This is a genomic window from Mesorhizobium sp. GW821-FHT04C10, from assembly GCF_059420305.1.
In genome coordinates this window covers 6451426-6478024 of sequence record NZ_JBWKTL010000001.1, presented here as the reverse complement: position 1 = coordinate 6478024, position 26599 = coordinate 6451426, and the positions used below count along the sequence as shown (strand labels likewise).

The 26599-nt window shown below is 62.7% G+C and carries 26 protein-coding genes; 19 read left to right on the top strand and 7 right to left on the bottom strand.

The window, feature by feature from the left end:
- The first annotated feature begins 419 nt into the window (after positions 1–419).
- A complete protein-coding gene (locus tag AC07UC_RS31070; protein ID WP_494908521.1) occupies positions 420–2132 on the top strand; it encodes a type I secretion system permease/ATPase in 1713 nt (570 codons plus the stop codon).
- Positions 2133–2143: 11 nt separating this feature from the next.
- A complete protein-coding gene (locus AC07UC_RS31065) occupies positions 2144–3502 on the top strand; it encodes an HlyD family type I secretion periplasmic adaptor subunit (RefSeq protein WP_494908520.1) in 1359 nt (452 codons plus the stop codon).
- A gap of 46 nt (positions 3503–3548) precedes the next feature.
- On the opposite strand, the gene AC07UC_RS31060 is transcribed toward AC07UC_RS31065, so the two are convergent.
- A complete protein-coding gene (locus tag AC07UC_RS31060; RefSeq protein ID WP_494908519.1) occupies positions 3549–4991 on the bottom strand; it encodes a coiled-coil domain-containing protein in 1443 nt (480 codons plus the stop codon).
- Between the two features lie 587 nt (positions 4992–5578).
- Between AC07UC_RS31060 and glmS the strand changes: the two genes are divergently transcribed.
- From glmS to AC07UC_RS31035, 5 genes are all read left to right on the top strand, one after another.
- Positions 5579–7402 carry a glutamine--fructose-6-phosphate transaminase (isomerizing) gene (gene glmS / locus AC07UC_RS31055; RefSeq protein ID WP_494908518.1) on the top strand — a complete coding sequence of 608 codons (1824 nt, stop codon included), beginning with the start codon at positions 5579–5581 and terminating at the stop codon, positions 7400–7402.
- A 303-nt stretch (positions 7403–7705) separates the two neighbouring features.
- Positions 7706–7993 carry a hypothetical protein gene (locus AC07UC_RS31050; RefSeq protein ID WP_494908517.1) on the top strand — a complete coding sequence of 96 codons (288 nt, stop codon included), beginning with the start codon at positions 7706–7708 and terminating at the stop codon, positions 7991–7993.
- Complete coding sequence (locus tag AC07UC_RS31045) at positions 7993–8961, top strand: ABC transporter substrate-binding protein (RefSeq protein ID WP_140774886.1); 969 nt, start codon at positions 7993–7995, stop codon at positions 8959–8961. The genes AC07UC_RS31050 and AC07UC_RS31045 overlap by 1 nt, the downstream gene beginning before the upstream one ends.
- 14 nt (positions 8962–8975) lie before the next feature.
- Positions 8976–9674: a L,D-transpeptidase gene (locus tag AC07UC_RS31040; protein WP_140775218.1), complete on the top strand. Its 699-nt coding sequence runs from the start codon at positions 8976–8978 to the stop codon at positions 9672–9674.
- 43 nt (positions 9675–9717) lie between these two features.
- Positions 9718–10047, top strand: a complete 330-nt coding sequence (locus tag AC07UC_RS31035) for a hypothetical protein (RefSeq protein ID WP_494908516.1) — start codon at positions 9718–9720, stop codon at positions 10045–10047.
- Positions 10048–10130: 83 nt separating this feature from the next.
- Here the strand turns inward: AC07UC_RS31035 and AC07UC_RS31030 are convergent, their stop codons facing one another.
- On the bottom strand, positions 10131–10973 hold the full coding sequence (locus AC07UC_RS31030; RefSeq protein WP_494908515.1) for a LysR substrate-binding domain-containing protein: 843 nt from the start codon (positions 10971–10973) through the stop codon (positions 10131–10133).
- A 93-nt stretch (positions 10974–11066) separates the two neighbouring features.
- On the opposite strand from AC07UC_RS31030, the gene AC07UC_RS31025 reads away from it, so the two are divergent.
- Both AC07UC_RS31025 and AC07UC_RS31020 read left to right on the top strand, forming a co-directional pair.
- Positions 11067–12068 (top strand): bile acid:sodium symporter family protein, encoded by a 1002-nt coding sequence (locus AC07UC_RS31025; protein ID WP_494908514.1) that lies wholly within the window; start codon positions 11067–11069, stop codon positions 12066–12068.
- Between the two features lie 39 nt (positions 12069–12107).
- On the top strand, positions 12108–12242 hold the full coding sequence (locus tag AC07UC_RS31020; protein WP_494908513.1) for a hypothetical protein: 135 nt from the start codon (positions 12108–12110) through the stop codon (positions 12240–12242).
- A gap of 45 nt (positions 12243–12287) precedes the next feature.
- On the opposite strand, the gene AC07UC_RS31015 is transcribed toward AC07UC_RS31020, so the two are convergent.
- Positions 12288–13610 (bottom strand): MFS transporter, encoded by a 1323-nt coding sequence (locus tag AC07UC_RS31015; RefSeq protein ID WP_202323875.1) that lies wholly within the window; start codon positions 13608–13610, stop codon positions 12288–12290.
- A 214-nt stretch (positions 13611–13824) separates the two neighbouring features.
- Between AC07UC_RS31015 and cyoA the strand changes: the two genes are divergently transcribed.
- The 8 genes from cyoA (at position 13825) to AC07UC_RS30975 (ending at position 22107) form a co-directional block, all read left to right on the top strand.
- Positions 13825–15006, top strand: a complete 1182-nt coding sequence (gene cyoA, locus AC07UC_RS31010) for a ubiquinol oxidase subunit II (protein ID WP_494908512.1) — start codon at positions 13825–13827, stop codon at positions 15004–15006.
- A gap of 10 nt (positions 15007–15016) precedes the next feature.
- Positions 15017–17014, top strand: coding sequence for a cytochrome o ubiquinol oxidase subunit I (gene cyoB / locus AC07UC_RS31005; RefSeq protein ID WP_494908511.1), 1998 nt, complete (start codon positions 15017–15019; stop codon positions 17012–17014).
- A gap of 9 nt (positions 17015–17023) precedes the next feature.
- Positions 17024–17650, top strand: a complete 627-nt coding sequence (gene cyoC, locus AC07UC_RS31000) for a cytochrome o ubiquinol oxidase subunit III (protein ID WP_494908510.1) — start codon at positions 17024–17026, stop codon at positions 17648–17650.
- On the top strand, positions 17647–18024 hold the full coding sequence (cyoD, locus tag AC07UC_RS30995; protein ID WP_494908509.1) for a cytochrome o ubiquinol oxidase subunit IV: 378 nt from the start codon (positions 17647–17649) through the stop codon (positions 18022–18024). The genes cyoC and cyoD overlap by 4 nt, the downstream gene beginning before the upstream one ends.
- Positions 18021–18833: an SURF1 family protein gene (locus AC07UC_RS30990; RefSeq protein WP_494908508.1), complete on the top strand. Its 813-nt coding sequence runs from the start codon at positions 18021–18023 to the stop codon at positions 18831–18833. The genes cyoD and AC07UC_RS30990 overlap by 4 nt, the downstream gene beginning before the upstream one ends.
- Positions 18830–20182, top strand: a complete 1353-nt coding sequence (locus AC07UC_RS30985) for an ATP-binding protein (RefSeq protein ID WP_494908507.1) — start codon at positions 18830–18832, stop codon at positions 20180–20182. Before AC07UC_RS30990 ends, AC07UC_RS30985 begins: the two co-directional genes overlap by 4 nt.
- A complete protein-coding gene (locus AC07UC_RS30980; protein WP_056570570.1) occupies positions 20172–20708 on the top strand; it encodes a response regulator transcription factor in 537 nt (178 codons plus the stop codon). Before AC07UC_RS30985 ends, AC07UC_RS30980 begins: the two co-directional genes overlap by 11 nt.
- Positions 20709–20844: 136 nt before the next feature.
- Positions 20845–22107: a DUF763 domain-containing protein gene (locus tag AC07UC_RS30975; RefSeq protein WP_494908506.1), complete on the top strand. Its 1263-nt coding sequence runs from the start codon at positions 20845–20847 to the stop codon at positions 22105–22107.
- 19 nt (positions 22108–22126) lie between these two features.
- On the opposite strand, the gene AC07UC_RS30970 is transcribed toward AC07UC_RS30975, so the two are convergent.
- Positions 22127–22327 (bottom strand): KTSC domain-containing protein, encoded by a 201-nt coding sequence (locus AC07UC_RS30970; protein ID WP_494908505.1) that lies wholly within the window; start codon positions 22325–22327, stop codon positions 22127–22129.
- Positions 22328–22463: 136 nt separating this feature from the next.
- Between AC07UC_RS30970 and AC07UC_RS30965 the strand changes: the two genes are divergently transcribed.
- On the top strand, positions 22464–23078 hold the full coding sequence (locus AC07UC_RS30965; protein WP_494908504.1) for an alpha-ketoglutarate-dependent dioxygenase AlkB: 615 nt from the start codon (positions 22464–22466) through the stop codon (positions 23076–23078).
- 40 nt (positions 23079–23118) lie between these two features.
- On the opposite strand, the gene AC07UC_RS30960 is transcribed toward AC07UC_RS30965, so the two are convergent.
- Positions 23119–23904 (bottom strand): SDR family NAD(P)-dependent oxidoreductase, encoded by a 786-nt coding sequence (locus tag AC07UC_RS30960; protein WP_140774899.1) that lies wholly within the window; start codon positions 23902–23904, stop codon positions 23119–23121.
- Between the two features lie 101 nt (positions 23905–24005).
- Between AC07UC_RS30960 and uxuA the strand changes: the two genes are divergently transcribed.
- On the top strand, positions 24006–25190 hold the full coding sequence (gene uxuA / locus AC07UC_RS30955; protein ID WP_494908503.1) for a mannonate dehydratase: 1185 nt from the start codon (positions 24006–24008) through the stop codon (positions 25188–25190).
- 13 nt (positions 25191–25203) lie between these two features.
- Here uxuA and AC07UC_RS30950 read toward each other — a convergent pair whose 3' ends face one another.
- Positions 25204–26061, bottom strand: coding sequence for a sigma-70 family RNA polymerase sigma factor (locus tag AC07UC_RS30950; RefSeq protein WP_494908502.1), 858 nt, complete (start codon positions 26059–26061; stop codon positions 25204–25206).
- Positions 26061–26537, bottom strand: a complete 477-nt coding sequence (locus tag AC07UC_RS30945) for a carboxymuconolactone decarboxylase family protein (protein WP_494908501.1) — start codon at positions 26535–26537, stop codon at positions 26061–26063. Before AC07UC_RS30945 ends, AC07UC_RS30950 begins: the two co-directional genes overlap by 1 nt.
- Positions 26538–26599 lie beyond the last annotated feature (62 nt).

Genomic DNA, 26599 nt, shown 5'->3' with positions numbered 1-26599 from the left:
CGAGAAAGCATTAGAAGACGAGATCGCTCACTAAAATGGCTCGGTGAAACGGCCGTGAGCCGGGCGCCGTGGCTTTGCCTCTGCGGCGACTCACCCCCCTGAAAAAAATGATGCGGGCTCGATTTCGTTTGCCTGAAACGCGATCTGTACAGCCCTCCTCGGATCTCAAAACGGCAGTTTTCCCCTGATTTAATGCGTCGATTCCCGGTTTTTCGGGCCAGCGTCACGATTTCGCTGCATTTTAACCGAAGGCCACGTACGTTAGTGGGGCGTAATATTATAAGGCAAAAAGGGAAAACGCTCCTGAAAACCAAAAAATTGTTGACGGCCGGCGGAGCCAGTGAACCTGCCCGACGACTTCTTACCGGAGGTCGCAAGCCATGAGCCTTGGTGGAAACTCGCCCGATCTACGTGGCGCTATGCTTGGCGTCGCGCCCGCACTGATAGGCGTTGGCGTGTTCTCGGCGGTCATAAACATTCTTGCCCTGACCGGCTCCGTCTACATGCTGCAAGTCTACGACCGCGTTCTGCCTTCGCAGAGCGTTCCGACGCTGGTCGGATTTACGATCGGGATGCTGGGCCTTTACGCGGTTTACGGCCTGCTGGATTTCGTGCGGCTTCGCCTCCTGGTTCGAATCGGCAATCGGCTCCATAAGACTCTGCAGCAAAGGGTCTTCGGCCTCTCATTGTCCTTGCCGCTCATCGGCGGGCAGGACGCGAGCCGGGTACAGCCGCTTCGTGACCTGGATCAGTTGCGCGGCTTCCTTTCCGGATTGGGGCCGACTGTCGTCTTCGACGCACCGTGGATACCGTTTTATCTACTGGTCATCTTTCTTCTGCATCCTTCGCTCGGTCTGCTGGCGACGGGCGGCGCGATTGTTGTCGTGCTGCTCACGGTTGTCGCGGAAATCCTTGGTCGCGGCCCGGCCGCGCGCGCGTCCGAGACGCTTGTGTCGCAACGCAACCTTGCCGACTCTGGCCGTCGCAATGCGGAAGTTGTCCGCGCGATGGGCCTTTCCGGGCGGCTTGCCCGCCGTTGGGGTGAGGTCAATCACGCATATCTCACGCACCAGGAGCGCCTTTCCGACATCGTCGGCGCCACCGGTTCAACGTCGAGGGCGCTGCGGATGGCCTTGCAGTCCTGCGTCCTGGGGCTTGGTGCCTATCTCGTGATCGGAGGTGAAGCGTCGCCTGGCGTGATCATAGCATCCTCCATATTGCTGGGCCGCTCGTTGGCCCCGGTTGACGCGGCGATGGCAAACTGGAGAGGGTTTGTGGCATTTCGTCAGAGCTATTCCCAACTGGCGAGGGCGCTGACCGCCTTCGGCAGCCATGACGAACTCATGGAACTGCCAGCCCCGCAGGCGATGCTTGCGGTCGAGGAACTGACAATAGCCCCGCCAGGTCAGCAAAAACCGACCGTGGCCAATGTCAGTTTCCGCCTGCAGGGGGGCGCGGGAATGGCGATTGTCGGCCCAAGCGGTTCCGGGAAAACGACACTTGTGCGCGCGCTGGTGGGCGTGTGGCAGCCGCTTCGCGGAACGGTAAGGCTGGACGAAGCCTCGCTCGACCAATGGGGTCACGAACAGCTTGGCACCCATATCGGCTATCTGCCGCAAGATGTTGAACTGTTTGATGGAACGGTTGCCGACAATATTTCGAGATTTGGCGGCAAGGGCGACGCCAAGGGCGTGCTGGCAGCCGCCAGGGCGGCGGGCGTCGACAAGATGATCATGCGATTGCCGAATGGTTTTCAAACACGCGTAGGCGAGGGAGGGGCAGCCCTTTCGGCCGGACAGAGGCAACTCGTTGGGCTTGCCAGGGCACTTTATGGCGAGCCGTTTCTTGTCGTCCTCGACGAGCCGAATTCAAACCTGGACGTCGATGGCGATGCCGCCCTGGCCGGCGCGATCCTGGCGGTGCGCCAGCGTGGAGGCATAGTCATCGTCGTTGCGCACCGTCCTTCCGCCCTCACCAATATCGACAAGGTACTGGTAATGTCGAATGGGACGCTTCACTCCTTTGGCTCGCGCGAGGAGGTGCTGGCCAACGTTATCCGGCCCTTCCCCTCGCCTGCTGAACGGCCTCCGTCGGTTGTCCCGATACAGAAGGGAGTAAGCGGTCATGCGTGAGGTGTTGCTCCATGTCTGACGCGACGATGTTTTCATACGTGCCGCTCGCCGATGCGAGCCGAAGAACCGAGGCGAACTCGGTCGAGGTGCGGGATGATATCCGGGCCAACCTGATCCTGGGCGCGGCGATCACGGCTCTGCTGATTGTCGGCGGCGGGCTTTGGCTCGGTTTGACCAAGATCGCCGGCGCGGTGATTGCGCCTGCCACCGTGGTGGTCGAGAGCAACATAAAGAAAGTCCAGCATCTGACAGGCGGCACGATCGGGGGCATCTTCGCGCAAGATGGCGATCATGTCCGGGCCGGCGATGTGGTGGCCAGGCTGGACGACACGCTGACGCGGGCCAACCTGCAAATAATCAGTGAGGATCTCGATCGCGCCACCGTTCGACTGGCGCGCTTGGAAGCCGAGCGACAAGGCCTGTCGGAGATGCAGCTTCCTTCCGGCCTTCAGACACGGATGGGCGACCCGGACCTGGCCGCACTCGTCAATGGCGAGCGCGCCCTGTTTGAAAGCCGCGCCGCGGCGTTGACGGGGCAGAAGGCACAGTTGCAAAGTCGCTCAAAGCAACTCGAGCGTCAGATCGATGGCCTCAAGGCACAGCAGGCTGCGGAAGACCAATCCGTGGTCTTGCTGGATGGGGATCTTGCCGACGTCCAGGCGCTTTTCACAAAAAAATTGGTGTCCAAGGAGCGGCTGAGCAACATCAGATTGGATGCAACCCGGGCGCACGGAGAGTCAGGGCGCCTTGCGGCGGCGGTTGCCGAGGCGCAGGCCCGGATCAGCGAGACCGAGCTGCAAATTCTTCAGCTCGATGAACAGAGGCGCAGTGAGGTGACCAGCGAACTTCGCGAAACCGAGGCCAAGCAGACCGAACTCGAAGAGCGCAAGGTTGTGGCGCAGGACGAATTGACCAAAACCACCATCCGCGCTTCGCAATCGGGAACGGTGCAGGAATCCTCCATCCACACGATCGGCGGCGTCATCGCCCCGGGGGAAGTGCTCATGATGATTGTCCCCGACACCGACAACCTCGTCGTCGACGCGCTGATTCCGCCGTCGCGCATAGATGATATTCGTCCCGGCCAGCGGGTCTCGATCCGGTTTCCTGCTTTCGACTCCGGCACCACGCCTGCTTGCCAGGGGTCGGTCAAGCGCATCTCGGCGGACCTGATCAAGGATCAACAAAAACAGCTTTCGTATTTCTCGGCGCGTATCAATGTCGAGAACAAGGCAGCCTGCCTGACCGATGCCAAGGTGCTAAAGCCAGGCATGCCGGCAGAGGTCCATATAAGCACGGACGAACGCAGCGTCTGGTCTTATCTGCTGAAGCCTCTCACCGATCAGATGTCGAGGGCTTTCCGCCAATGATGTGAGGGATCGTTGGAAGCAGGCGGCGAATATGGGCAGCCTCCTTCTATGATGCGGTGAGCGCCCTCCGGCGAACGCGGCGCATGGAGCGCGCTGTTCGCTCCACCGTCACGGGAACCTTGGCTGCATCGCTCTTGTGCGTCAAGGCGTTGGCCTTCGTCGTCGCATGGAGCCTCTCAAGAGGCAGGAGGTCCCTGATCCGGGCGTTGACCGACGCAATTTCGGTCCGCAGGTCTTCGCATTCCTGCCGGCGGACATCGAGTTGTATCTGATCGGACGCCTGCTGCAGGGAAAGCTGTGAAAAATTGGCGGTTATCTTCGAAAGGTTCAGCTTGTCGGTTTCAGCCTCCTTGGTGAGAGCAGCCAACCGTTCATCCGCGACCTGCTTTTCCGCCACGGCCTCGCTCCATTGAAGCCTGAGCTTGGCGAGTTCGTTCGAGGCTTCGCTGTTTGCGTTTGATGCGAGTTCCAGTCGCGAATGGAGGTTCTGAATCTCGGAACGCGATCCTCGAATTTCGGCACGGCAGCGTTCGATCTCGGCGTTCTTCTCCGCTTCCATGATACGGGCGGCTTCCGTCATCTCGGATAGTTTCGCCTGGGCGACCTCGAGCGACGTATGGAGTCGTGTCGCTTCCTTTTCGCTCTTGCCGAGTGCAGCCAGCAATTCGGAATTTCGTGCCGCTTCGTTGGCATGGATCGTGGAAAACCCGTCGAGCCTGTGCCGCGCCTCGTCTTCCCGCTTCAGCGCTTTTTCGAGGTCGATCGACAGGCTGACATTCTTTTCCCGCAGCTGTTTGTTTTCGCGCGCGCGTCTGTCGGCCTCGACGGTAGCAGCTGCAAGTGCGTTCGTGATGTCCCCGAATTCCGCTTCGTTTTTCGCGTTCGTGTTCGCGGCCTCCACGAGTTCCAGCCTTGCTCCGGCCAGTGCGCCGCGAAGCGCCTCACAGTCTTGAACCAGGCTTGCCTCGCGCTGCTGCAAGGCCTCCACAATGCCTTCCCGCTCATGCTGCCTTCGGTTCAGATCATTGAGCCTGTCCGACAGGCTCCTTTGCTCCGAGGTCAGGTTCAGATTCGCCAGCTCCAGTTCGTTGGCTCGCAGAATGTCGGCGTGAAGAATGTGGAACAGTTCGCGGGTCAGGTGATGCGTGCTTGCGATCTCCGACAGTTTCGCGTTGATCTCCTCGAAGTGGAGCTTCGCATCGCGAAACAGCCCATCAAACGAAGTCAAGGCGGCCATACGGCTCTGCGTATGGGAGGTCAGTCGTCGCGCGGGTTCCGCAGTGACGGCGCCGTCTCCGGTTTGGGTGCTGTTGTCCTGTTCGCTGTTGTCCTCTTGCATGGGCGTCTCGCCAGCGACGGCATCTGTTGCCTGCTCTGACAGATCGGACAAACCAAGGCACTCGTCGACGGCGTTCGCCAAGTCGGCCTCAAGGTCCTCGAAGGACTTCTCGGCGTTGTCAGCACGCCTGATCAGATCTCTGAACTTCATGCCCTACATCCCCCTTCAGCATGCCTGGATCGAGCAAGGCGAGGATTAAGCTTCCCCTTTGTATCGAGAGGTCAGTTCGGCGTCTTCGTGCAATCAAACGATGCCGAGCGCCAGCGATTTCAGCGCCTTAACCGCAAGGAGTGGTCGAAAATTGTGAGCGACAGGCCAAGGTTTGTTGATCTCCTGCGTGGACTCAGTACCGCTCGCTTGCCGGCATCCGGGGCAGTCCGAGCCCCATGTAGATCAAGCGGCCCGACAGCCTCTTGGAGGGGGGCATCAGGCGGCCGGGCCTAACCGGCTGTTGGGTGTGTTTTGGTTTGCCGGCTGACTCAACATGCGCCTCGGCTGACCGAAGCGCATCATTCGAACGAACTGCCCGTCTTCAGGTGTCTCGCGGCCGACCACGCAGGCTCCGCCACGGAGCCTGCGCCTTCTTGGGCGACTTCGGACTTCAAACGCGACAGGTCAGCTTTCGATTAAGTCCATGGGCTCCTTCAAATGAACGATCAGTCCGTGGTCGGGGAGGGATAACATGGCTCTTGTGCGCAATGGGGCTGGAATTCTGCAGGCTATATGGGGGCAAAGCCATGTGCGGCATCGTTGGAATCGTCGGCCACTCGCAGGTTACTCCGCTCATCCTGGCTACGCTGAAGCGGTTGGAATATCGCGGCTATGACTCGGCCGGTGTTGCCACCATCGAGAAGGGTGAGCTTGGCCGCCGTCGCGCCGAGGGCAAGCTGATCAATCTCGAACGCCGGCTCAAGGACGAGCCGCTCGAGGGCACGATCGGCATCGGCCACACGCGCTGGGCGACCCATGGCGTGCCCAACGAAACCAATGCGCATCCGCATTTCTCCGACGGTGTCGCCATCGTTCACAACGGCATCATCGAGAATTTCGCCGAACTGCGCGATGAACTGACGCGCGACGGCTATTCCTTCTCCTCGCAGACCGACACCGAGGTCGTCGCCCATCTGGTGGCGCGCGAACTGGCCAGGGGGCGCAAGCCCGTCGAGGCGGCGCACCAGGCGCTGAAGCGGCTCGAAGGCGCCTTTGCGCTGGCCATCATGTTCAAGGGCGACGAAGACCTGATCGTCGGCGCCCGCAACGGCCCGCCATTGGCCGTCGGCCATGGCGACGGCGAGATGTTTTTGGGTTCCGACGCCATCGCGCTGGCGCCCTTCACCAATTCGATCACCTATCTCGAGGACGGCGACTGGGCGGTGGTGCGCCGCGACAGCGTCGCCATCTTCGACATCGACGGCAGACAAGTCGAGCGCAAGCGCCAGCAGTCGCTGTCGACTTCCTTCATGGTCGACAAGGGCAACCGCCGGCATTTCATGGAGAAGGAGATCCATGAGCAGCCCGAGGTGATCTCGCACACGCTGGCGCATTATGTCGACTTCGTCTCCGGTGTCTCCAAGCCGCTCGACCTGCCGTTCGACTTCGCCAAGATCGGCCGGCTGGCGATCTCGGCCTGCGGCACCGCCTATCTCGCCGGCCTGATCGGCAAATACTGGTTCGAGCGCTATGCGCGGCTGCCGGTCGACATCGATGTCGCCTCGGAGTTCCGCTATCGCGAGATGCCGCTGTCGGCCAACGATGCCGCCTTCTTCATCTCGCAGTCGGGCGAGACCGCCGACACGCTGGCCTCGCTGCGCTACTGCCGCAAGGCCGGCATGAAGATCGGCGCCGTCGTCAATGTGCGGGAATCGACCATGGCGCGCGAATCCGATGTCGTGCTGCCGACGCTGGCCGGGCCCGAGATCGGCGTCGCCTCGACCAAGGCTTTTACTTGCCAGCTCTCGGTGCTGGCGTCGCTTGCGGTGCGCGCCGGCGTGGCGCGCGGGGCGATCTCGAAGGATGAGGAGAAAGCCTTGGTGCGGGCGCTCTCGGAAGCGCCGCGCTATGCCAACCAGGTGCTCAAGCTCGAGGAGCAGATCGAGCGCATCGCGCGGGAGCTGTCACGCTATTCCGATGTGCTCTATCTCGGCCGCGACACCAATTTCCCGCTGGCCATGGAAGGCGCGCTGAAACTCAAGGAAATCTCCTACATCCACGCCGAAGGCTATGCGGCCGGCGAACTGAAGCACGGGCCGATCGCGCTGATCGACGAGAACATGCCGGTCATCGTGATCGCGCCGCATGACCGCATCTTCGAGAAGACGGTGTCCAACATGCAGGAAGTGGCGGCGCGCGGCGGCAAGATCATCCTGATCACCGACAGCAAGGGGGCGGCGCAGGCGAGCGTGAAGACGATGGAGACCATCATCCTGCCGGACGTGCCCGAAATCATCTCGCCGATCATCTATGCGCTGCCGATCCAGATGCTGGCCTATTTCACCGCCGTCTTCATGGGCACCGACGTCGACCAGCCACGCAACCTGGCGAAATCCGTCACGGTGGAGTGACGGCGATGTCGCGCTTTCCAAGGCAGGCCGCACCATGCGGCAGCTGCTGACCGGATCCAGCACAACGCCCTGATTTCCCATCCTGGTGGCGGAGGCGGATCCCGCGGAGGTTTCCACGGCGGCGGGAAGCTGCTTCGGCGATGACGGCAATAGTGGGTGCTTCCGATCGACGACGTGCGTCGTGGTCGCGGTTGCAACTCCAGTTGCTTCCTGTGTGAGCCGATGGTTGTTACTGTTACGTACTCCTTCGATGCGGCCTCAGATGCAAGCTTGGCAGCGACGCCAGTCAGATTCGGGGCTCCCATGACCGTCGCGAAGCAATCCCTGCTCATCTTGGCTCCTCCGACGATTTCGACCGCCCGCGCCACCGCGCGGGAGGAGCGCTGGCGCCGCTTGGCGGTAAGCGCTACTCTGTCCGTTGTGGATCCGAACAGGCGACGCAATCTTCCGGGTCAGACCAACAATCTGGCCGAAAGGTTGGAGGCATCTCCGGTGGCAATCGACGAACGAAACCAGCTGTCGATGAACTGCTTTAGCGATTGGGTGTCTTCGACAGGATTCCAAAATGAGCACGTAAAGAGGATCACTTGATGGCCGACCTGGTGAAACTGGCATTGAAAGTGGCGGTGGTTGCCTCGGCGATTGTGTTCGGCGATATTCGCACCCACGCTGCTGATCTGGTTATTGCAATGCCGAACTGGTCGTCGGGCCAGGCGACGGCCAACATCCTGAAAGTGAGTCTCAAGAAGGAGTTCGGGCTCGATGCGGATGTGGTGGAGATGGGCACCATGATTGCATTCGCCGGTCTTGACTCCGGCCAGGTCGACATCCATCCGGAAGTGTGGCTGCCGAACCTCGACACCTTGGTCAAGAAGTATGTCACCCAGGCCGGTACGGTCGCGATCAGCCCGATCGGAGTTCCGGCCTGGCAGGGTATCTGCGCCAACCGGACAGCGGCCGACAAATACGGCTTCAAGGACATTTCCGACCTCAGTGATCCGAAGAAGACCGAGGCGCTCGACACGGACGGAGACGGCAAGGGCGAGATGTGGATTGGCGCCCAAACGTGGTCGTCGACCACCATCGAGCGCATCCGCGCCAACAGCTACGGCTATGCCAAGAACCTGACGCTGCTCGAAATGCCGGAAGATGTTGGCATGGCGGCTGTAGATGCGGCGGAGGCCTCGGATCGGCCGATGGTCTTCGCTTGCTATGCGCCGCATGTGGTCTTCAAATTGCATGACATCGTGCGCCTGACGGAGCCACCATACGATGCCGCCAAATGGAAGATCGTCCTGCCGACGGAAGACCCGCAATGGCTTTCGAAATCGAATGCCGCGGTTGGCTGGGACACGGCCCACTACCACATCGCCTACGCGACTTCGTTGCGCAAGAAACATCCGGAGGTGGTTCGCTTCCTGGAGCACGTCGACTTCAAGCCGGAGGAGGCGATCGATATGAGCTACGCGCTCCAGGTCGAGCGGCAGGCGCCCTCTGCTTACGCCGAGCAATGGGTGGCCAAGAACGAGGCGCGCGTCGAAGGATGGGCCAAGCAATGACCAGACGCAGGAAGATGAGGTTCGGCACCGACGAACGAGCGGCGGGAACTGGCGGCAGGCATGCGGCAGGCCTCGCGGTCGTGCTGGCGCTGGGATTGGTTTTTTCCACCACCGCGTCCCTTGCCGCGGGAACGCAGGTCTACGATCCCAAGACGCGGCAGTGGACGGATTACAATCGCACCAAGGCCTACCAGTACTACAAGCTTCACAAGCAGGTGCCGGAATCCTTCCGCCCGCAGGTGGTCAAGTTCCGCACCGCCGAGCAGCCCGGCACCATCATCATCGACGGCAACCAGCACTTCCTCTATCTCGTCCAGCCCGGCCAGCAGGCGATCCGCTACGGCATCGGTGTGGGCCGGGAGGGCTTCGGATGGGCCGGCATCGTCAAGGTCGGGCGCATGGCGGAATGGCCGACCTGGACACCGCCGGCCGAAATGGTTGCCCGGGATCCAAAAGCCCGGCCGTGGGCCAATGGCATGCCCGGTGGGCCCGACAATCCGCTCGGCGCGCGGGCGCTCTACCTCTACGAAGACGGCCATGACACCATCTACCGGATCCATGGCACGCCCGAACCGTGGACCATTGGTCTGGACGTGTCTTCCGGATGCATCCGCATGAACAATGGCGACATCATCGATCTGCATTCCCGCATCAAGGTCGGGGCGAAGGTCATCGTGCTGATGCAGGGCGCGGCGCTCTACAAGGGTGTGTGATCAAGGACGGACGTATAGTTCGATAAACACAGGGGACAACACCATGGAGACCGGCAGGCAGATCAGGATGAGGCACTGGGCCGTTTGCGGATCGGCCTCAATCGTCATCACAACGGTTCTGGCGGCATGCCAGAGCGCGCCGACGCCCGACCAGATGTCGAGGACGACGGTCGAAACAGCACCGGCCGATCTCCAGCTTCTTTGCGCCGGCGCGGCGGCGAAAGCGGGCGGGGTCGATAGCGGCAAGGCGTTGCCGACCAGCTCGCGCAGGCTCGATTCCAAGAGCTTCCAGGTCGAACTGAACGTCGCGGGAAAGCCAACCAGCTGCATCGTCGATAGCGACGGCAAGGTGGCTTCAGTTCAGCCGGCCTGATTTCAGAAAAGCCGAAAGGCATCGAGGAGCGGGACGGGCGCGCTCGGCCGGGCTTCAGCGCTGACCGCCACCTACGCTGCCGGTCAGCGCAGGCCTCTCACCTTGTTCAGAATATCATCCGAAAGCGCTGAGACGAGCGCCCTGTCGGCGCCCTTGCTCGGGATGAGGACGAATTCCACGTCCTCCAACTGTGGCAGGCGGCCGATCTCCTTGAGACCTGAAGGCGACATGCTTTGCGGTTGCACCAGAACCCCCATCCCGGCGCGTGCGGCGGCCGTCAGCCCGCTCAGGCTTCCGCATGTGCAGACAATGCGCCACGGCATGCGATGCCGCTCGAGCGCTTCCAGCGCGATGATGCGCGTGACGCTCGGCGGGGGGAAGGAGATCAACGGCAAGGCCGCGAGTGACAGGACGTGTTCCGGATCACGGGCGAGCCAGACAAGCGGCTCACGATAGACGAGCCGGCCACGGCTGTCGCCCAGCCGGCGCTTCGCCAGGACGAGATCGAGTTCGCCATTGTCCTGCATCTGGTAGAGCACGCCGCTGAGAGCAACGGTCAGTTCGAGATCGACGGATGGGTGAGACCGGACAAAATCCTCCAGCACCAGTGGCAGACGGCTGGCAACCAGGTCCTCGGATACGCCGAGCCTCAATGTGCCGCGCAGCCTCTGCGCGGTGAACAGCGCCTGCACCTGCCCCTCTATGGACAACAGGGTCCGGGCATGGCCGAGCAGGGCTTCGCCGTCAGGCGTCAGCACCACCTTGTGCGTATCCCGGGCCAGCAACCGCCTGCCAATCGCGGCCTCCAGCTTGCCGATGTGCTGGCTGACGGTGGATTGCCCAAGCCCCAGCCTCTCGGCCGCGAAGGTGAAGCTTCCCATCTGCTGGACGGTGACGAAACTGCGAAGTTGGACCAGATCGAGCACTGATATCTCAAATCACGATAACTGTTATTCCTTGTATCCTATTTCACAATGCACGAAAAGACGGCGCTGGGCCCATTCTGGAGCGAACATGTCATGCGCCGCTTTCTGCCGGACTCCTTTCTGATCCTGCTGTTGTGCACGGTCGCGCTTGCGTCTGTCGCGCCAGCAACCGGGACGTTCGCGGGATGGTTCGCGGTTGCGACCAATCTTGCCGTGGCGCTTCTGTTTTTCCTGCATGGCGCGCGGCTCTCGCGCGATGTCGTTGTCGCCGGCCTGATGCATTGGCGCCTGCACCTGGTCATCCTTCTGACGACCTTTGGCCTGTTCCCGCTGCTGGGTCTGGCGCTCGGCTATCTGCCTGCCGCGATCTTGCCTAAGCCGCTCTATCTCGGCATTCTTTTTCTGTGTGTCCTGCCCTCGACGGTCCAGTCCTCGATCGCGTTCACCTCGATGGCTGGTGGAAATGTCCCAGCGGCCATCTGCTCGGCTTCCGCCTCCAACATCTTCGGCATGTTCCTCACGCCCCTGCTCGTCGGATTGCTCTTCTCCATCGGCGGTCACGGCGGGTTTTCATGGAACGCGGTGAGCCAGATCCTGGTGCAACTGCTCTTGCCCTTTGCACTCGGACAGCTGCTGGAACCGCGGATCGGCAACTGGATACGATCTCGCAAGACGCTGCTGATGCCCGTCGATCGCGGCTCGATCCTGATGGTCGTCTACCTGGCCTTCAGCACGGCCGTCGCCGAGGGGCTATGGCATATGTTCTCGCTGCGCGATATCGCCGTGGTCGTTGTCGCCGATATGCTGCTGCTCGGCCTCGTGCTTCTGTGCACGGCCTATGGCAGCCGGCTTCTTGGCTTCGACAAGGCCGACCAGATCACGATCACCTTCTGCGGCTCGAAGAAGAGCCTGGCGAGCGGCGTCCCGATGGCCAACGTCATCTTTGCCGGCCAGGGCGTCGGCGCGATCGTTCTGCCGCTGATGCTCTTCCACCAGATACAGCTCATGGTCTGCGCCATGATCGCCCAGAAATATGCCAGTGCGGCGCACCGGTCCGCCACGCGGCAAGCCAAGCCGGCTGCTTCGGTGGCTTAGTTGGGTTTGCGTGTATAGCAGGAGGATCTCGCGCCGCGGATGGGCTTCATCCTGCGCGAATTTGTCGGCCGGCGCCCAGCCTTCTATCGCGACATGGCCCGGTGGATCACCTCCGCCTGGAGAATGCGCCGCATTGGGCGGGCAGGCGAGCATGGCAATGCGGCAACGGGCTGAGTCACCAATGCGATCGGCCTCATATCCGCAATCGAAGGCCCCGGATTAATCGGCTTGACGATCCGCGGCCGGACGACGTCCGTCGATCCACAGGGCGAGCAATGTGCAAGCCGCGCCCGACAGCAGATAGGCGCCGGCGGCGATGAGTCCGAAATTGCCGGCGAGCAGCAGGGCCGCGAGCGGCGCGAAGCCGGCGCCAAACATCCAGGCCAGGTCCGAGGTTATCGCCGAGCCCGTATAGCGATGCTGCCGGGAAAAGCTCGAGGCGACGACGCCCGACGATTGCCCGAAACTCAGCCCCAGGAGGATGAAGCCCAGCACCATGAACAGGGCTTCGCCGACTGCACCGCCATCCAGAAGCTGCGGGGCAAAGCCGCTGAACGTCGCGATGGCGATCGCCGAACCGCCAAGCAGCGCACGGCGTCCAACGCGGTCGGCCAGTGGCCCTGACGCGACGATGGCCGCAATGCCGAACAGCGCGCTCACCGCCTCGATCACCAGGAACCGCGCCGGTCCCTCATTGGTGAACAGGAACACCCAGGAGAGCGGAAACACCGTCACCATGTGGAACAGCGCGAAACTCGCTAGCGGCGCGAAGGCGCCGACGACAACATTGCGGCCTTCGGCCCGGATCGTGTCCCTGATGCGTGTCGGCTGCAGGTCCCCGCTCTCGTACAGTTTCGAGAATTCAGGTGTGACGACAATGCGCAGCCGGGCGAACAAGGCGACCACATTGATGGCGAAGGCGACGAAGAAGGGATAGCGCCAGCCCCAGGTGAAGAAGTCGTCGGCCGACAGGTTGGCGACGAAGAAGGCGAAGAGGGAGCTTGCCACGATGAGGCCGATCGGGGCGCCCAGTTGCGGGATCATGGCATAGAAGCCGCGCCGGTTCTTCGGCGCGTTCAGCGCCAGCAGCGAGGGCAGTCCGTCCCATGTTCCGCCGAGCGCCAGTCCCTGTCCGATGCGGGCAAGCGCCAGCAGCCAGATCGCGACCACGCCGATATCGCCATAGGCAGGCAGAAACGCGATGGCGACGGTCGACGTGCCGAGCAGGAACAGCGAGATCGTCAGTTTCGCGCCACGGCCATAGGCGCGATCGATGGCCATGAACAGCACGGAGCCGAACGGGCGCGCGACGAAGGCGAGCGCGAAGATGGAGAAGGAATACAGCGTCCCGACGAGCGGATCGTGCGTCGGAAACACCAGCCTGGGAAACACGATGACGGAGGCGATCGCATAGACGAAGAAGTCGAAGAATTCCGACGTCCTGCCGACGATCACGCCAACCGCGATGTCGCCCGCGCTGACCTGGCCATGATGCGAGCCGATCAGCTCGCTGTTCGTTTCGGCAGTCGAAGTCTGAGCCATCTTATCCGTCGCCACCGCGTGGAATGAAGTGTCCGGGACCCAATTCGGGGGATTCCCCAAAGGTTCCATTGTGCGCTGCACACTGGGCCAAAGCCATGCCTTCTGGGCATTGGACAAATTGTCCAATGTCACCGCGCCGCCGCGAGCAGTAGCCCTTGATTGATACCGCACTGCAACATGAGCCGTTGCCGCGGTCCATCGAGGGCAGCGTTTGATGAAACGATTTGGAACCTTGCTTCTGTTCCCCCTGGCCGGGTTGTTGAGCGGCTGCGATCTGGTCGTGCTCGCGCCCGCCGGCGATGTCGCGGTCCAGCAGCGCGACCTGCTCGTGGTCTCGACCTTGCTGATGCTGGTCATCATCGTGCCGGTCATGGCGCTGACCGTCTTTTTTGCCTGGCGCTATCGGCAATCCAACGCCTCGGCGACCTATACGCCGGACTGGGACCATTCGACGAAACTGGAATTGGTGATCTGGGCCGCGCCCCTGCTCATCATCATATGTCTCGGGGCGCTGACCTGGCTCGGCACGCACCTGCTCGACCCATACCGTCGGATCGACCGGATCGAGCCCGGCCAGCCGGTCACGCAGAACCACAAGCCGCTCAAGGTCGAGGTCGTGGCGCTCGACTGGAAATGGCTGTTCATCTATCCAGACTACGGCATCGCCTCCGTCAACGAACTGGCCGCGCCGGTCAACCAGCCGATCGACTTCCGCATCACCTCGTCGGCGGTGATGAACTCCTTCTACATTCCGGCATTGGCCGGGCAGATCTATGCCATGCCGGGCATGGAAACGAAGCTGCACGCCGTCATCAACCAGCCGGGCACCTATAGCGGCTTCTCGGCCAATTACAGCGGCGCCGGCTTCTCGGGGATGCGCTTTGCCTTCCATGGCTTGTCCGACCAGGCTTTCGACCAGTGGGTGGCGCAGAGCAAGACAGCCTCGGCGGCGCTCAACCGCGAGAACTATCTCGAACTCGAGAAGCCGAGCGAGAACGAGCCGGTCCGCCACTATGCCTCCGTCGATCCCGACCTTTACGGCGCCATCCTCAACCTGTGCGTCGAGCGCGGCAAGATGTGCATGAACGAGATGATGTCGATCGACGCCAAGGGTGGCCTCGGTCTTGCCGGCGTCCGCAACACGCTGCCGCTGCAATACGACAAGCTCGCCCGGCGCGGCGCGGTGTTCGGGAACGATCCATCCTATGTCGCCAGCATCTGCACGGCGGAGGAAGCGGCTGCCGCGGCACGCGCCGCCAGCAATGCCACGCCGACGGATTGGCCGTCGAAGGATCTTTCTCCGCTGCGCGGGGCGGGGCTGCTCAGGCCCGGGACCGAGAGCCGTCGCGCCGAGGCGGATACGCCGGCGCTTGGCCTGCTGCGGCGCGAATTGTGAGAGACAACCGATGCCCGATACGCTGACCAAGTTCATCTTCGGCCGTCTGACTTGGGACTCGCTGCCGCTGCACGAGCCGATCGTCGTGGCCACTTTCGTCGCGGTGGCGCTTGGCGGCATCGCCCTTTTCGGCGCGATCACCTATTTCAAGCTGTGGACCTATCTGTGGCGCGAGTGGTTCACCAGCGTCGACCACAAGAAGATCGGCATCATGTACATGGTGCTCGGCCTCGTCATGCTGCTGCGCGGCTTCTCCGACGCCATCATGATGCGCCTGCAGCAGGCCATCGCCTTCAACGGCTCCGAGGGCTATCTCAACTCGCATCACTATGACCAGATCTTCACGGCGCACGGCGTGATCATGATCTTCTTCGTGGCGATGCCCTTCGTCACCGGGCTGATGAACTTCGTCGTGCCGCTGCAGATCGGCGCGCGTGACGTGTCCTTCCCCTTCCTCAACAATTTCAGTTTCTGGATGACGGTCGGCGGCGCGATCCTGGTCATGGCGTCGCTGTTTGTCGGCGAATTCGCCCGCACCGGCTGGCTCGCCTATCCGCCGCTCTCCGGCATCGGCTACAGTCCCGACGTCGGCGTCGACTATTACATCTGGGCGCTGCAGGTGGCGGGCGTCGGCACGACGCTGTCGGGCATCAATCTCATCTGCACGATCATCAAGATGCGCGCGCCCGGCATGACGCTGATGCGCATGCCTGTCTTCACCTGGACGTCGCTGTGCACCAACGTGTTGATCGTGGCGTCCTTTCCGGTGTTGACGGCGGTGCTCGCGCTGCTGTCGCTCGACCGCTATGTCGGCACCAACTTCTTCACCAACGACTTCGGCGGCAACCCGATGATGTATGTGAACCTCATCTGGATATGGGGTCACCCGGAAGTCTACATCCTCATCCTGCCGCTGTTCGGCGTCTTTTCCGAGGTCACCTCGACCTTCTCCGGCAAGCGCCTGTTCGGCTACACCTCGATGGTCTACGCGACGGTGGTCATCACCATCCTGTCGTACCTTGTCTGGCTGCACCACTTCTTCACCATGGGCTCCGGCGCCAGCGTCAATTCCTTCTTCGGCATCACCACGATGATCATCTCGATCCCGACAGGGGCGAAGATCTTCAACTGGCTGTTCACCATGTATCGCGGCCGCATCCGCTTCGAACTGCCGATGATGTGGACGGTGGCTTTCATGCTCACCTTCACCGTCGGCGGCATGACCGGCGTGCTGCTTGCCGTCCCGCCGGCGGACTTCGTGCTGCACAACAGCCTGTTCCTGATCGCACATTTCCACAACGTCATCATCGGCGGCGTGCTGTTCGGCCTGTTCGCCGGCATTGCCTACTGGTGGCCCAAGGCCTTCGGATTCAAGCTCGATCCGTTCTGGGGCAAGGTGTCGTTCTGGTGCTGGGTGGTCGGCTTCTGGTTCGCCTTCATGCCGCTCTACATACTCGGCCTGATGGGCGTGACGCGCCGCATGCGCGTCTTCGACGACCCTTCGCTGCAGATCTGGTTCGTCATCGCCGCCTTCGGCGCGGTGCTGATCGCCATCGGCATTGCCGCCTTCCTGATCCAGATCTTCGTCTCCATCCGCAGGCGCGAGGCGCTGGCCGATCCGACAGGCGATCCCTGGGATGGCCGCACGCTCGAATGGTCGACGTCCTCGCCGCCTCCGGCCTACAATTTCGCCTTCACGCCTGTCGTGCGCGACAATGACGCCTGGTGGGACATGAAGAAGGCCGGCTACATCAGGCCGCTCTCGGGCTTCAAGCCGATCCACATGCCCAGCAATACCGGCACCGGCATCATCCTGGCAGCCTTTAGCGTCGCGCTCGGTTTCGGCATGATCTGGTACATCTGGTGGCTGGCGGCGCTGAGCTTCGTCTGCCTCATAGCCACCGTGATCGGCCACACCTTCAACTATATCAGAGACTTCCACATTCCGGCTGCCGAGGTCACGCAGACGGAAGAGGCGAGGACGACGCTCCTCGCCGCTCAGGGCTAGGGTTCGAGCATGGCTTCGATGGCAACCACGACCGGAACCGAACCGGTTTTCCACCTGGAAGAAGAGCATGCGCACGCCGAAGGCGGCAGCACCATGCTCGGCTTCTGGCTCTATCTGATGAGCGACTGCCTGATCTTCGCGATGCTGTTCGCGGCCTATGGCGTGCTCGGCGCCAACTACGCCGCGGGTCCGGCGCCCAAGGACCTGTTCGACCTCAACCTGGTGGCGGTCAACACCGCCATGCTGCTCTTCTCCTCGATCACCTATGGCTTTGCCATGCTGACCATGGACAAGGGCCGAATCGCGGCGACCCAGGCCTGGCTGGCGGTGACCGGCCTGTTCGGCCTGGCCTTCCTGTCCATCGAGCTCTACGAATTCGCCCACATGATCCATGAAGGCGCCACGCCGCAGCGCAGTGCCTTCCTGTCGTCCTTCTTCACCCTGGTCGGCACGCACGGGCTGCATGTCACCTTCGGCATTGTCTGGCTGGTGACGCTGATGACGCAAGTCGCCCGGTTCGGCCTCATCGAAGCCAACCGCCGCCGGCTGATGTGCCTCTCGATGTTCTGGCACTTCCTCGACGTCGTCTGGATCGGCGTCTTCACCTTTGTCTACCTGATGGGGATGTTGCGATGAGCGCTCATGATCATGCCGCCGATCACGGCCCCGCCCATGGCGGGGCCGCGCATGGATCGCTCAAAAGCTATCTGACCGGCTTCGTCCTGTCGGTGATCCTCACCGCTATCCCGTTCTGGCTGGTCATGACCGGCGCTCTCGACAACAAGCAGGCCACGGCGATCGTCATCATGGTCTTCGCCGCGGTGCAGATCGTGGTCCACATGGTCTTCTTCCTGCATATGAACACCGCCTCGGAGGGCGGATGGTCGATGCTGGCCTTGATCTTCACGCTGATCCTGGTCGTCATCGTGCTGACCGGCTCGCTTTGGGTGATGTACCATCTCAACGCCAACATGATGCCCGGGCTTCACGACATGCGCGAGATGCCATGAGCCCGTCGCCGGGCGCGAGGAGGACCACTGGCGAGATAGGGATCGAGCACGCTGGCATAGGCTTGTCCGCCGCGCCGCGCAGGGACGCCGGCAGGTCGCCCGCGTCGCGATTTTTCCTTGTGTTGCTTGGCCTCCTCGGCGTGCTGGTGTTTGCTGGGCTCGGCATATGGCAACTGGAAAGGCGGGTCTGGAAGCTCGACCTGATCGCCCGCGTCGACCAACGTATCCATGCTCCGCTTGTCGATGCGCCTGGCCCGGGCACCTGGGACGGAATGACCGCAGCCAGCAGCGAATACAGCCATGTGCGATTGGCCGGGCGCTTTCTGGGCGGCGCCAACACGCTGGTGCAGGCGGTGACGGAGCTTGGCGGCGGCTATTGGGTCCTGACGCCGATGCGAACCGACAGCGGCTTTGTCGTGCTGGTCAATCGCGGCTTTATTCCCCAGGAGCGCAAGGCCGAATTCGAACGGGAGAGCGGCGGTTTTCCGTCGCCGGCCGTCATTGACGGGTTGTTGCGCATGAGCGAGCCCGGCGGCGGCTTCCTGCGCAGCAACGATGCCGCGGCCAATCGCTGGTATTCGCGCGACGTCGCCGCCATCGCAACCGCGCGCGGCCTGAGAGATGTCGCGCCTTATTTCGTCGATGCGGGGGCATCCGGTGACTGGCCGCGCGGCGGCCTGACCGTCGTGACTTTCCGCAACAGCCATCTGGTCTATGCTTTGACCTGGTTCACGCTCGCTGCGATGCTTGCCGCGGCCCTGGCCGCGCCGATGATCGGTCGCCGCCGGCGGCAAGGACCTGCAAGATGAGCGTCCCGACCCAAATGCTTCGCAACGACAAATCCTTCGCGGCGGCATCCCTTGCTGGCAAGGGCGGCGCGGTCGCCGATCCCGACGCGGCGAACAGGAAGAACCTGCTCCTGCTCATCCAGCTGCGCTGGCTGGCGGTGGCGGGTCAGGTCCTCACCATCCTGGTGACGGAATACTGGTTCGATATCCCGCTTCCGTTGCCGGAGATGGCGGGCGTGGTGCTTTTCCTCGTCGGGCTGAACATCTTCAGCCTGCTCGCCTTGCGCGGTCAGCGCCCGATCAGCAACGCGCAACTGTTCGTCGCGCTCATTTTCGATATGGCGGCGCTGACGACCCAGCTTTACCTCAGCGGCGGCGCCTCGAACCCGTTCGTGTCACTCTATCTGCTGCAGATCACGCTTGGCGCCGCGCTGCTGACACCTTGGTCCACCTGGAGCCTGGTGGCCGCCGCTTCCGCCTGCTTCGTCTTCCTCACCTTCCAGTTCCAGCCGATCGCGATCCCGCATCACGGCGGCAGCGACCTGCTGGTCCTGCATATCAGGGGCATGTTCATCTGCTTCGTGCTGGCTGCCGGCCTGATCGTGATCTTCATGACGCGCATCAATCGCAATCTGCGCGAACGTGATGCCTATCTCGCCGATCTGCGCCAGCGATCGGCCGAGGAGGACCACATTGTGCGCATGGGCCTGCTGGCGTCGGGCGCCGCGCATGAGCTGGGCACGCCGCTTTCGACCATCTCCGTCATCCTCTCCGACTGGCGCCAGATGCGCAGCGTCACGCGCAACCGCGAACTGGCGGCGGACATGGCCGAAATGCAGGCGCAGATCGAGCGCTGCAAAAGCATCGTCTCTGGCATCCTGATGTCGTCGGGACAGGCGCGGGGCGAAGGCACGATCCGCACCAGCATCCGCCATTTCCTCGACGATCTTGTCGAGGAATGGCGTGTCAGCCGCCAGCCGCTCAATCTGCGCTACAGCAATGATTTCGAACCCGACGAGCAGATCGTTTCCGACACGGCGCTGAAGCAGGTCATCTTCAACGTCTTCGACAACGCCCAGGAAGCATCGCCCGATTGGGTCGACGTCACCGCCGAGCGGCAAGGCGAGAAACTGGTGATTTCCGTGCGCGACGGTGGGCCGGGTTTTGACAAGGGTATACTGGCCGCGCTCGGCCAGCCCTATATGTCGAGCAAGGGACGGCCGGGCGGTGGCCTTGGTCTTTTCCTGGTCGTCAACGTGGTTCGAAAGCTCGGCGGCGACTTTTCGGCGCGCAATATGGAGCAGGGCGCCTGTGTTACCCTCTCGCTGCCGCTCGCGGCGCTGACCGATGGAGATGATCATGCGGCCTGATCGATCCCTGTTTATCGTCGAGGACGACGCCACCTTCGCGAAAACGCTGAAGCGCTCTTTCGAAAAGCGCGACTATGACGTCATGGTCTGCCACGGCAGGGAAGACTTGGCTCGCGCCCTCGAGACAGCGGTTCCGGCTTATGCCGTCGTTGATCTCAAGCTTGGCGCCGGCGGCTCCGGGCTGGAATGCGTCAAGCTGCTCAGCGCCCGCGATGCTTCGATGAGGATTGTCGTGCTGACCGGCTTTGCCAGCATCGCCACGGCGGTCGAGGCGATCAAGCTCGGCGCATGTCACTACCTGGCCAAGCCCGCCAACACCGACGATATCGAAGCCGCCTTCGGCCGCGCCGAGGGCGATGTTTCGGTTTCGCTGAGCAGCCGTCCCACCTCGATCAAGAACCTCGAATGGGAACGCATCCATGAAACGCTGGTCGAGACCGGCTTCAACATCTCCGAAACCGCGCGCCGGCTCGGCCTGCACCGGCGCACCCTGGCCCGCAAGCTCGAAAAACGCGTGGTGAGATAGCAGGAAGTTGCCGTGCCCGTGATCGGGTCGAACCCGGTGTGGCCCATCGAACCACCTCGGGCGCTCTCATTCGATGCTTCCTTATGCGATCTCGGATACATATCTGTCCGGATAGCAACCGGAACAGGCAACGGACTTGGCGCAACGATCGGGCAGTGCTGATCTTCCACTTCATGGCGGACGCGTGCCGAAATGGCTGGGCGACCGCATGACGCGCCTTGGCGCCGTCATGTGCGAGGCGATCATTCATCACTACGGCCGCAACGAGTTGCTAAGGCGTCTGGCGCATCCGTTCTGGTTCCAGTCCTTCGGCGCCGTGATGGGCATGGACTGGCATTCCTCCGGCATCACGACCAGCGTCGTCGGTGCCTTGAAACGCGGTCTGACGCCGCGGTCGGGCGAACTCGGCATTCATGTCTGCGGCGGCCGTGGCGCGCATTCGCGCAAGACCCCGCATGAACTTGCGGCAATAGGCGAGCGGATCGGCTTCGACGGCACGCGCCTGGCAACCGTCAGCCGGCTGGTCGCCAAGGTCGACAGCGCCGCCGTTCAGGATGGCTTCGACCTCTATCTGCACGGTTTCATCGTCACCGATGACGGCGACTGGGTGGTGGTGCAGCAAGGCATGAACGGCGACAGCAAGGTGGCGCGCCGCTACCATTGGCTGTCCGAGGGTCTGAAGAGTTTTGTCGATCAGCCGCACGCCGCGATCGAGGGCGCCAACCAGGGCGAGATCGTCAACCTGACCGACCATCGCGCCGAGGCCTCGCGACAGGGACAGCTGGATCTGCTCCAGGACCTTGGGCCGGACCGCATTCTGCGCGAGTTCGCTGCCTTGCACCCCGGCACCGCATCTGCTCCCGAGCAGCCGCTGCTACCGCATCTGGTCATGCCGGCCCACCATGATGTTCGCGAAAGCGATGTCGTGATGCGTCGTCTTCACGGGAACATGGCGGCCGCCGCCGAACGCGGCCCGGAGGATTTTTCCGAGCTTCTGCTGGTTCCCGGCGTGGGCGCGCGCACGGTGCGCGCGCTGGCCCTCGTCGCCGAAGTGGTGCATGGCGCGCCGTGCCGGTTTTCCGATCCCGGCCGCTTCTCGCTGGCGCATGGCGGCAAGGACAGGCACCCGTTCCCTGTTCCGCTCAAGGTCTATGACGAAACAATCGGCGTGCTGAAGTCGGCCGTGCAAAAGGCCAAGCTTGGTCGTGAAGAAGAAATCGGCGCGCTGAGGCGGCTCGACGATCAGTCGCGGCAGGTCGAGCGATACGTCACCGGCCCCAGCCTGAAGGAAATCATCGCCGGCGAATTCGACCAGTCGCATCTGCTTGGCGGCCGCAGCGTCTTTGGTTGGGAACCGGCGCCGGACCAGACGCCGGCAGAGTTGAACAAGAAGGCATGACAGGTCGCCAGCGCCCGCGTCACGCCACGCGACGGTAGCTGTAGCGATCCCGGATGAATTCGTTGAAGAAGCGGCCTTTCGAGGAAGCCTTTATGAAAGCGGCATAGGTTGCCGGGGCAACGTCCGCGTAATCGTAGCGATCGCCGCTCGGCACGAACCAGACGGAGAGGGTTCTGGTCGCGGGATCGTATTGTGTGTTTCGGATCGCGGTCGATGGCATCTTGGCACCTGACTGCTCAGCCAGATAACCCGCCAGCCACGGATCGAGTTCCCTGCCTTGCCCATGGCATCACCTGTCCGCACGCGAGCAAGGGCTCCGTATTGCCTTGCTACACAGCATTCACCATCTAGGCGGGATGTCGTCGCTCAAATCGAAAGCCACCGGCCGCGCTCCGGTACTCCAGCATGATCTCTTTGGTACCGCCGAGGATCTGCCCGAAGGTTTTGCCTACCAGCCCGGATTGATCACGCCGCGGGAAGAGACGGAGCTTGCCCGGCATCTTGAAGGACTGCCGTTCCAGGCGTTCGATTTCCATGGTCATCTGGCAAACCGTCGCGTCGTCGGTTTCGGTCTGCGCTATGATTATGACCGTCGGGAAGTCGTCGAGGCGCTGCCGATCCCCGACTTCCTGCTGCCTTTGCGAGAGCAGGTCGCGGCCTTTGCGCACCGGCCTGCCGAGGCCTTCGCGCAGGTGCTGATCAATGAATACCGGCCTGGCGCCGGTATAGGCTGGCATCGCGACAAGCCGCATTTCGAAGATGTCGCCGGGGTTTCCCTGCTGGCGCCCTGCAGCTTTCGGCTGCGGCGAAAGCATGGTGACAAATGGGAGCGCCGGACCATCGTCGTCGAGCCACGGTCGGCCTATCTCATGGCCGGCCCTTCACGCACGGAGTGGGAGCACAGCATCCCGCCGCTCGCCGAGCATCGCTACTCGATCACCTTGCGGACGCTGCGCTCTCAAAACCCCTGAGCATCGCGTCGGCGGTGAGGCAAGGCCGATCGTCCTCGTTCTACTTCACACCAATGCCGGCGGTCAGGCCGCCATCTATTCTGTAGTCCGCACCGGTGCAGAAGCCGGCCTTGGACGAGCACAGGAAGGCGATCAGCTCCGCCACCTCCTCAGGCTCGCCGATGCGGCCAAGCGGATGGGCCGCGCCGAAGCGCCTGTAGGCCTCTTCGACATCGGCATCGCTGCCATGGTCGCCACGCGCGGCCTTTTCGAGGATCGGCGTGCGGATCGAGCCCGGGCTGACTGAATTCACCCTTATACCTGATGCCGCGTAGTCGAGCGCCAGCGAGCGGGTCAGCGTGTGGATCGCCCCCTTGGTCGTGGCATAGGCGGCGACGTTCTGCTGGCAGGCGAAGCCTTGCACCGAAGCGACGTTGACGATGGCGCCGCCGCCGCGCTTGATCATTTCCGGAATGCCGAAATGCGCGGTCAGGTAGATCGAGCCGACATTGACCGTCATCGCCCGGTTCCAGGTTTCCCAGTCGGTCGTCGTCGCGGTTCCGTAAGGATGCACCGCGGCGGAATTGACGATGACGTCGATGCCGCCGAATTTCGCGACGCCGGCCGCGACCGCGTCGCGGACCTGATCGGAAACGGAGACGTCGACCGTTTGCACCAGCGCATCCGCTCCGGCCTTGGCAAGGCTTTCCTGCATGGCGGCATTGGCGGCCCGGTCGATGCCGCAGGCGATGATCGCCGCACCCCCCTGCGCCAGCCGTCTTGCGGTGGCGAGCGCGATGCCGGTCGTCCCTGTCACCAATGCCACCTTGCCGTCGAAATCCTTCATCGCGGGAGCTCCTTCATGCGCTATCAAAACCCGGTTCTGAGTTTGACACTCATCGGAGTCAAACAATAGGTTGCCGGTCTCTCGCAAAAAGGAAAGTTGCAATGGAACAGTGTTGGCGCTGGTATGGTCCGGATGATCCGGTGACGCTTGAGCATGTCAGGCAGGCTGGCGCTACCGGCGTGGTTTCGGCGCTTCACCACATCTATGATGGCAGGGCCTGGCCTGAAGCCGATGTGCTCGAGCGCAAGCGCATCATCGAGGCCGCCGGCCTGACATGGTCTGTCGTCGAGAGCATCCCGGTCCACAATTCATTCAAGATCGGCGCGCCCGAACGCGAGCGCTACGCCGGCTACTATCGCGACAGCATCCGCACGCTTGCCAGGGCCGGCATCAAGACGATCTGCTACAATTTCATGCCGGTGGTGGACTGGACGCGCACCGACCTCATGTATCGCCTGCCGACAACCGGCTACGCCTTGCGTTTCGATGCCATCGATTTTGCCGCCTATGACCTTTTCGTGCTGCGGCGCAAGAACGGCGCGGCCAGCTATACGCCGGCGCGTATCGCCGAGGCCGAGAAGCGCCTGAAGGCGCTGACATCGGAGCAGGTCGACCAGATCGAGCGCAACCTCATCGCTGGCCTGCCGGCGACCGAGCGCAAGTACGACCGCGACAGTTTTCGCGAGGCTTTGGCGGAGTATGACGGGATCGGGCCGAAGGAATTGCGCGACAACCTCGCCTGGTTCTTGCGCGAGATCATTCCGGCGGCGCAAGAGGAGGGGGTGCGCATGTGCATCCACCCCGACGATCCGCCCTTCTCGCTCTACGGCCTGCCGCGCGTCGTTTCGACCGCGCAGGATGCGCGCTTCATCCTCGACGCCGTCGACAGCCCGGCCAATGGGCTGACCTTCTGCACCGGCTCCTATGGCACGCGCGCCGACAACGACATCGTCGCCATGATCAAGGAATTCGCCGACCGCATCCATTTCGTCCATCTGCGCAACATCACCATCGAGGAAGATGGCTCGTTCTACGAAGCCGAGCATCTAGAGGGCGGCACCGACATGGCGCATGTCATCCTCGCTCTGATGCAGGAGGAGGCGCGCCGCCGCAAGGAGGGTCGCGCCGACTGGCGCATTCCGATGCGGCCGGACCATGGCCACCTGCTGGCCGACGATATCGGCAAGAAGAAGATCAATCCCGGCTACTCGCTGATCGGCCGGCTGAAAGGCCTCGCCGAACTGCGCGGCATCATGCGCGCCGTGGAGAAGTTCGGGTTGGCCTGATCGAATCCGGCTCCTAGTGTAGGTGCCTGAGCTTGTCAGGATTGCGCACGACATAGATGGCCGCGATCCTGCCGTCCTCGATGTCGAGTGCGGTGGTCTGGAGTTCGCCATCGGCTTCCAGGGTGACGAACCCCGGCAAGCCGTTGATGAAACCGACGCGGACAAGTTTTGAGCCATGCGTGCGCAACCAGGCCGCCACCTGTTCATATTGCTTCATGACGGCGTCGAAACCCAGGGCCGGCTCGGTGGCCGCGGGACGCTTGCCGCCGCCATCCGCATGGGCGCTGACGTCTGCCGTCAGCATCGCGCCAAGCGCCTTCATGTCACCGCTGCGCGAAGCCGTGAAGAAGGCCTCGGCAAGTGCCAGGCCGCGTTGCCTTTCCACCGTGAAGCGGGGCCGCGCCTCGCGGACATGGCCACGCGCTCGGGTCGCGAGCTGGCGGCAGGCCGCCGGGTCGCGTTCTATCGCGGCCGCGACCTCGTCGAATCCCAGGCCGAACACATCGTGCAGAAGAAAGGCCGCCCGCTCGAGCGGAGACAGGCGCTCCAGCACCAGCATCAATGGCAAGGTGACGTCTTCCACCTCGTCGTCTTCCACCACGGGATCGGGAAGCCAGGGGCCGACATAGGTCTCGCGCTTGCGCCGCGCGGATTTGAGCTGGTCGAGGCACAGGCGTGTCACCGTGCGGCGCAGGAATGCCTCGGGCTCGCGCACCGTGTCGCGGTCGGCCTTCATCCAGCGGATGAAGGCCTCCTGCACGGCATCCTCGGCGTCCGACACCGAGCCCAGCATGCGGTAGGCGACGCGCATAAGCTTTGGACGCAATGGACCGAAACCCGCCGCGGCATCGTCGGGCGCTGCGCTCGTCATCAGGCCGCGGCCACCCGGGCGGCCTTCACGGCGGCCGGGTCGGCATACAGACCGAAACCGACGGCGATACGGTTCCAGGCGTTGATGATGTTGATCGTCAAGGTGAGCTTGATCTGCTCCTCCTCCGTGAAATGCGCCTTCAGCTCTTCATGGACACTAGCATGGCTGGTACCTTCCGAGAGCCGGGTCAAGGCCTCGGTCCAGGCAAGGGCCGCGCGTTCGCGGTCGCTGTAGCAGGGTGCCTCGCGCCAGGCTGGCAAAAGATAGATGCGCTGCTCGGTTTCACCGTTCTCGCGCGCCTCCGTCGCGTGGAGATTGATGCAGTTGGCACAGCCATTGATCTGCGAGGCGCGCAGTTTCACCAGTTCGGTGAGGCTGTGCTCGAGGCTGGCGGCTGCGGAGAGTTCGATCGAGGAGCGCTGCCAGTTCTTCATCAGCGAAGGGGCGACGGCGAAGAGATCGATTTTTGCGGTCATGGTAGGCTTCCTTCTGTTGGTGCCGTCCACATGACGAGGCAGTGTCCGCCAGTGTGACATGA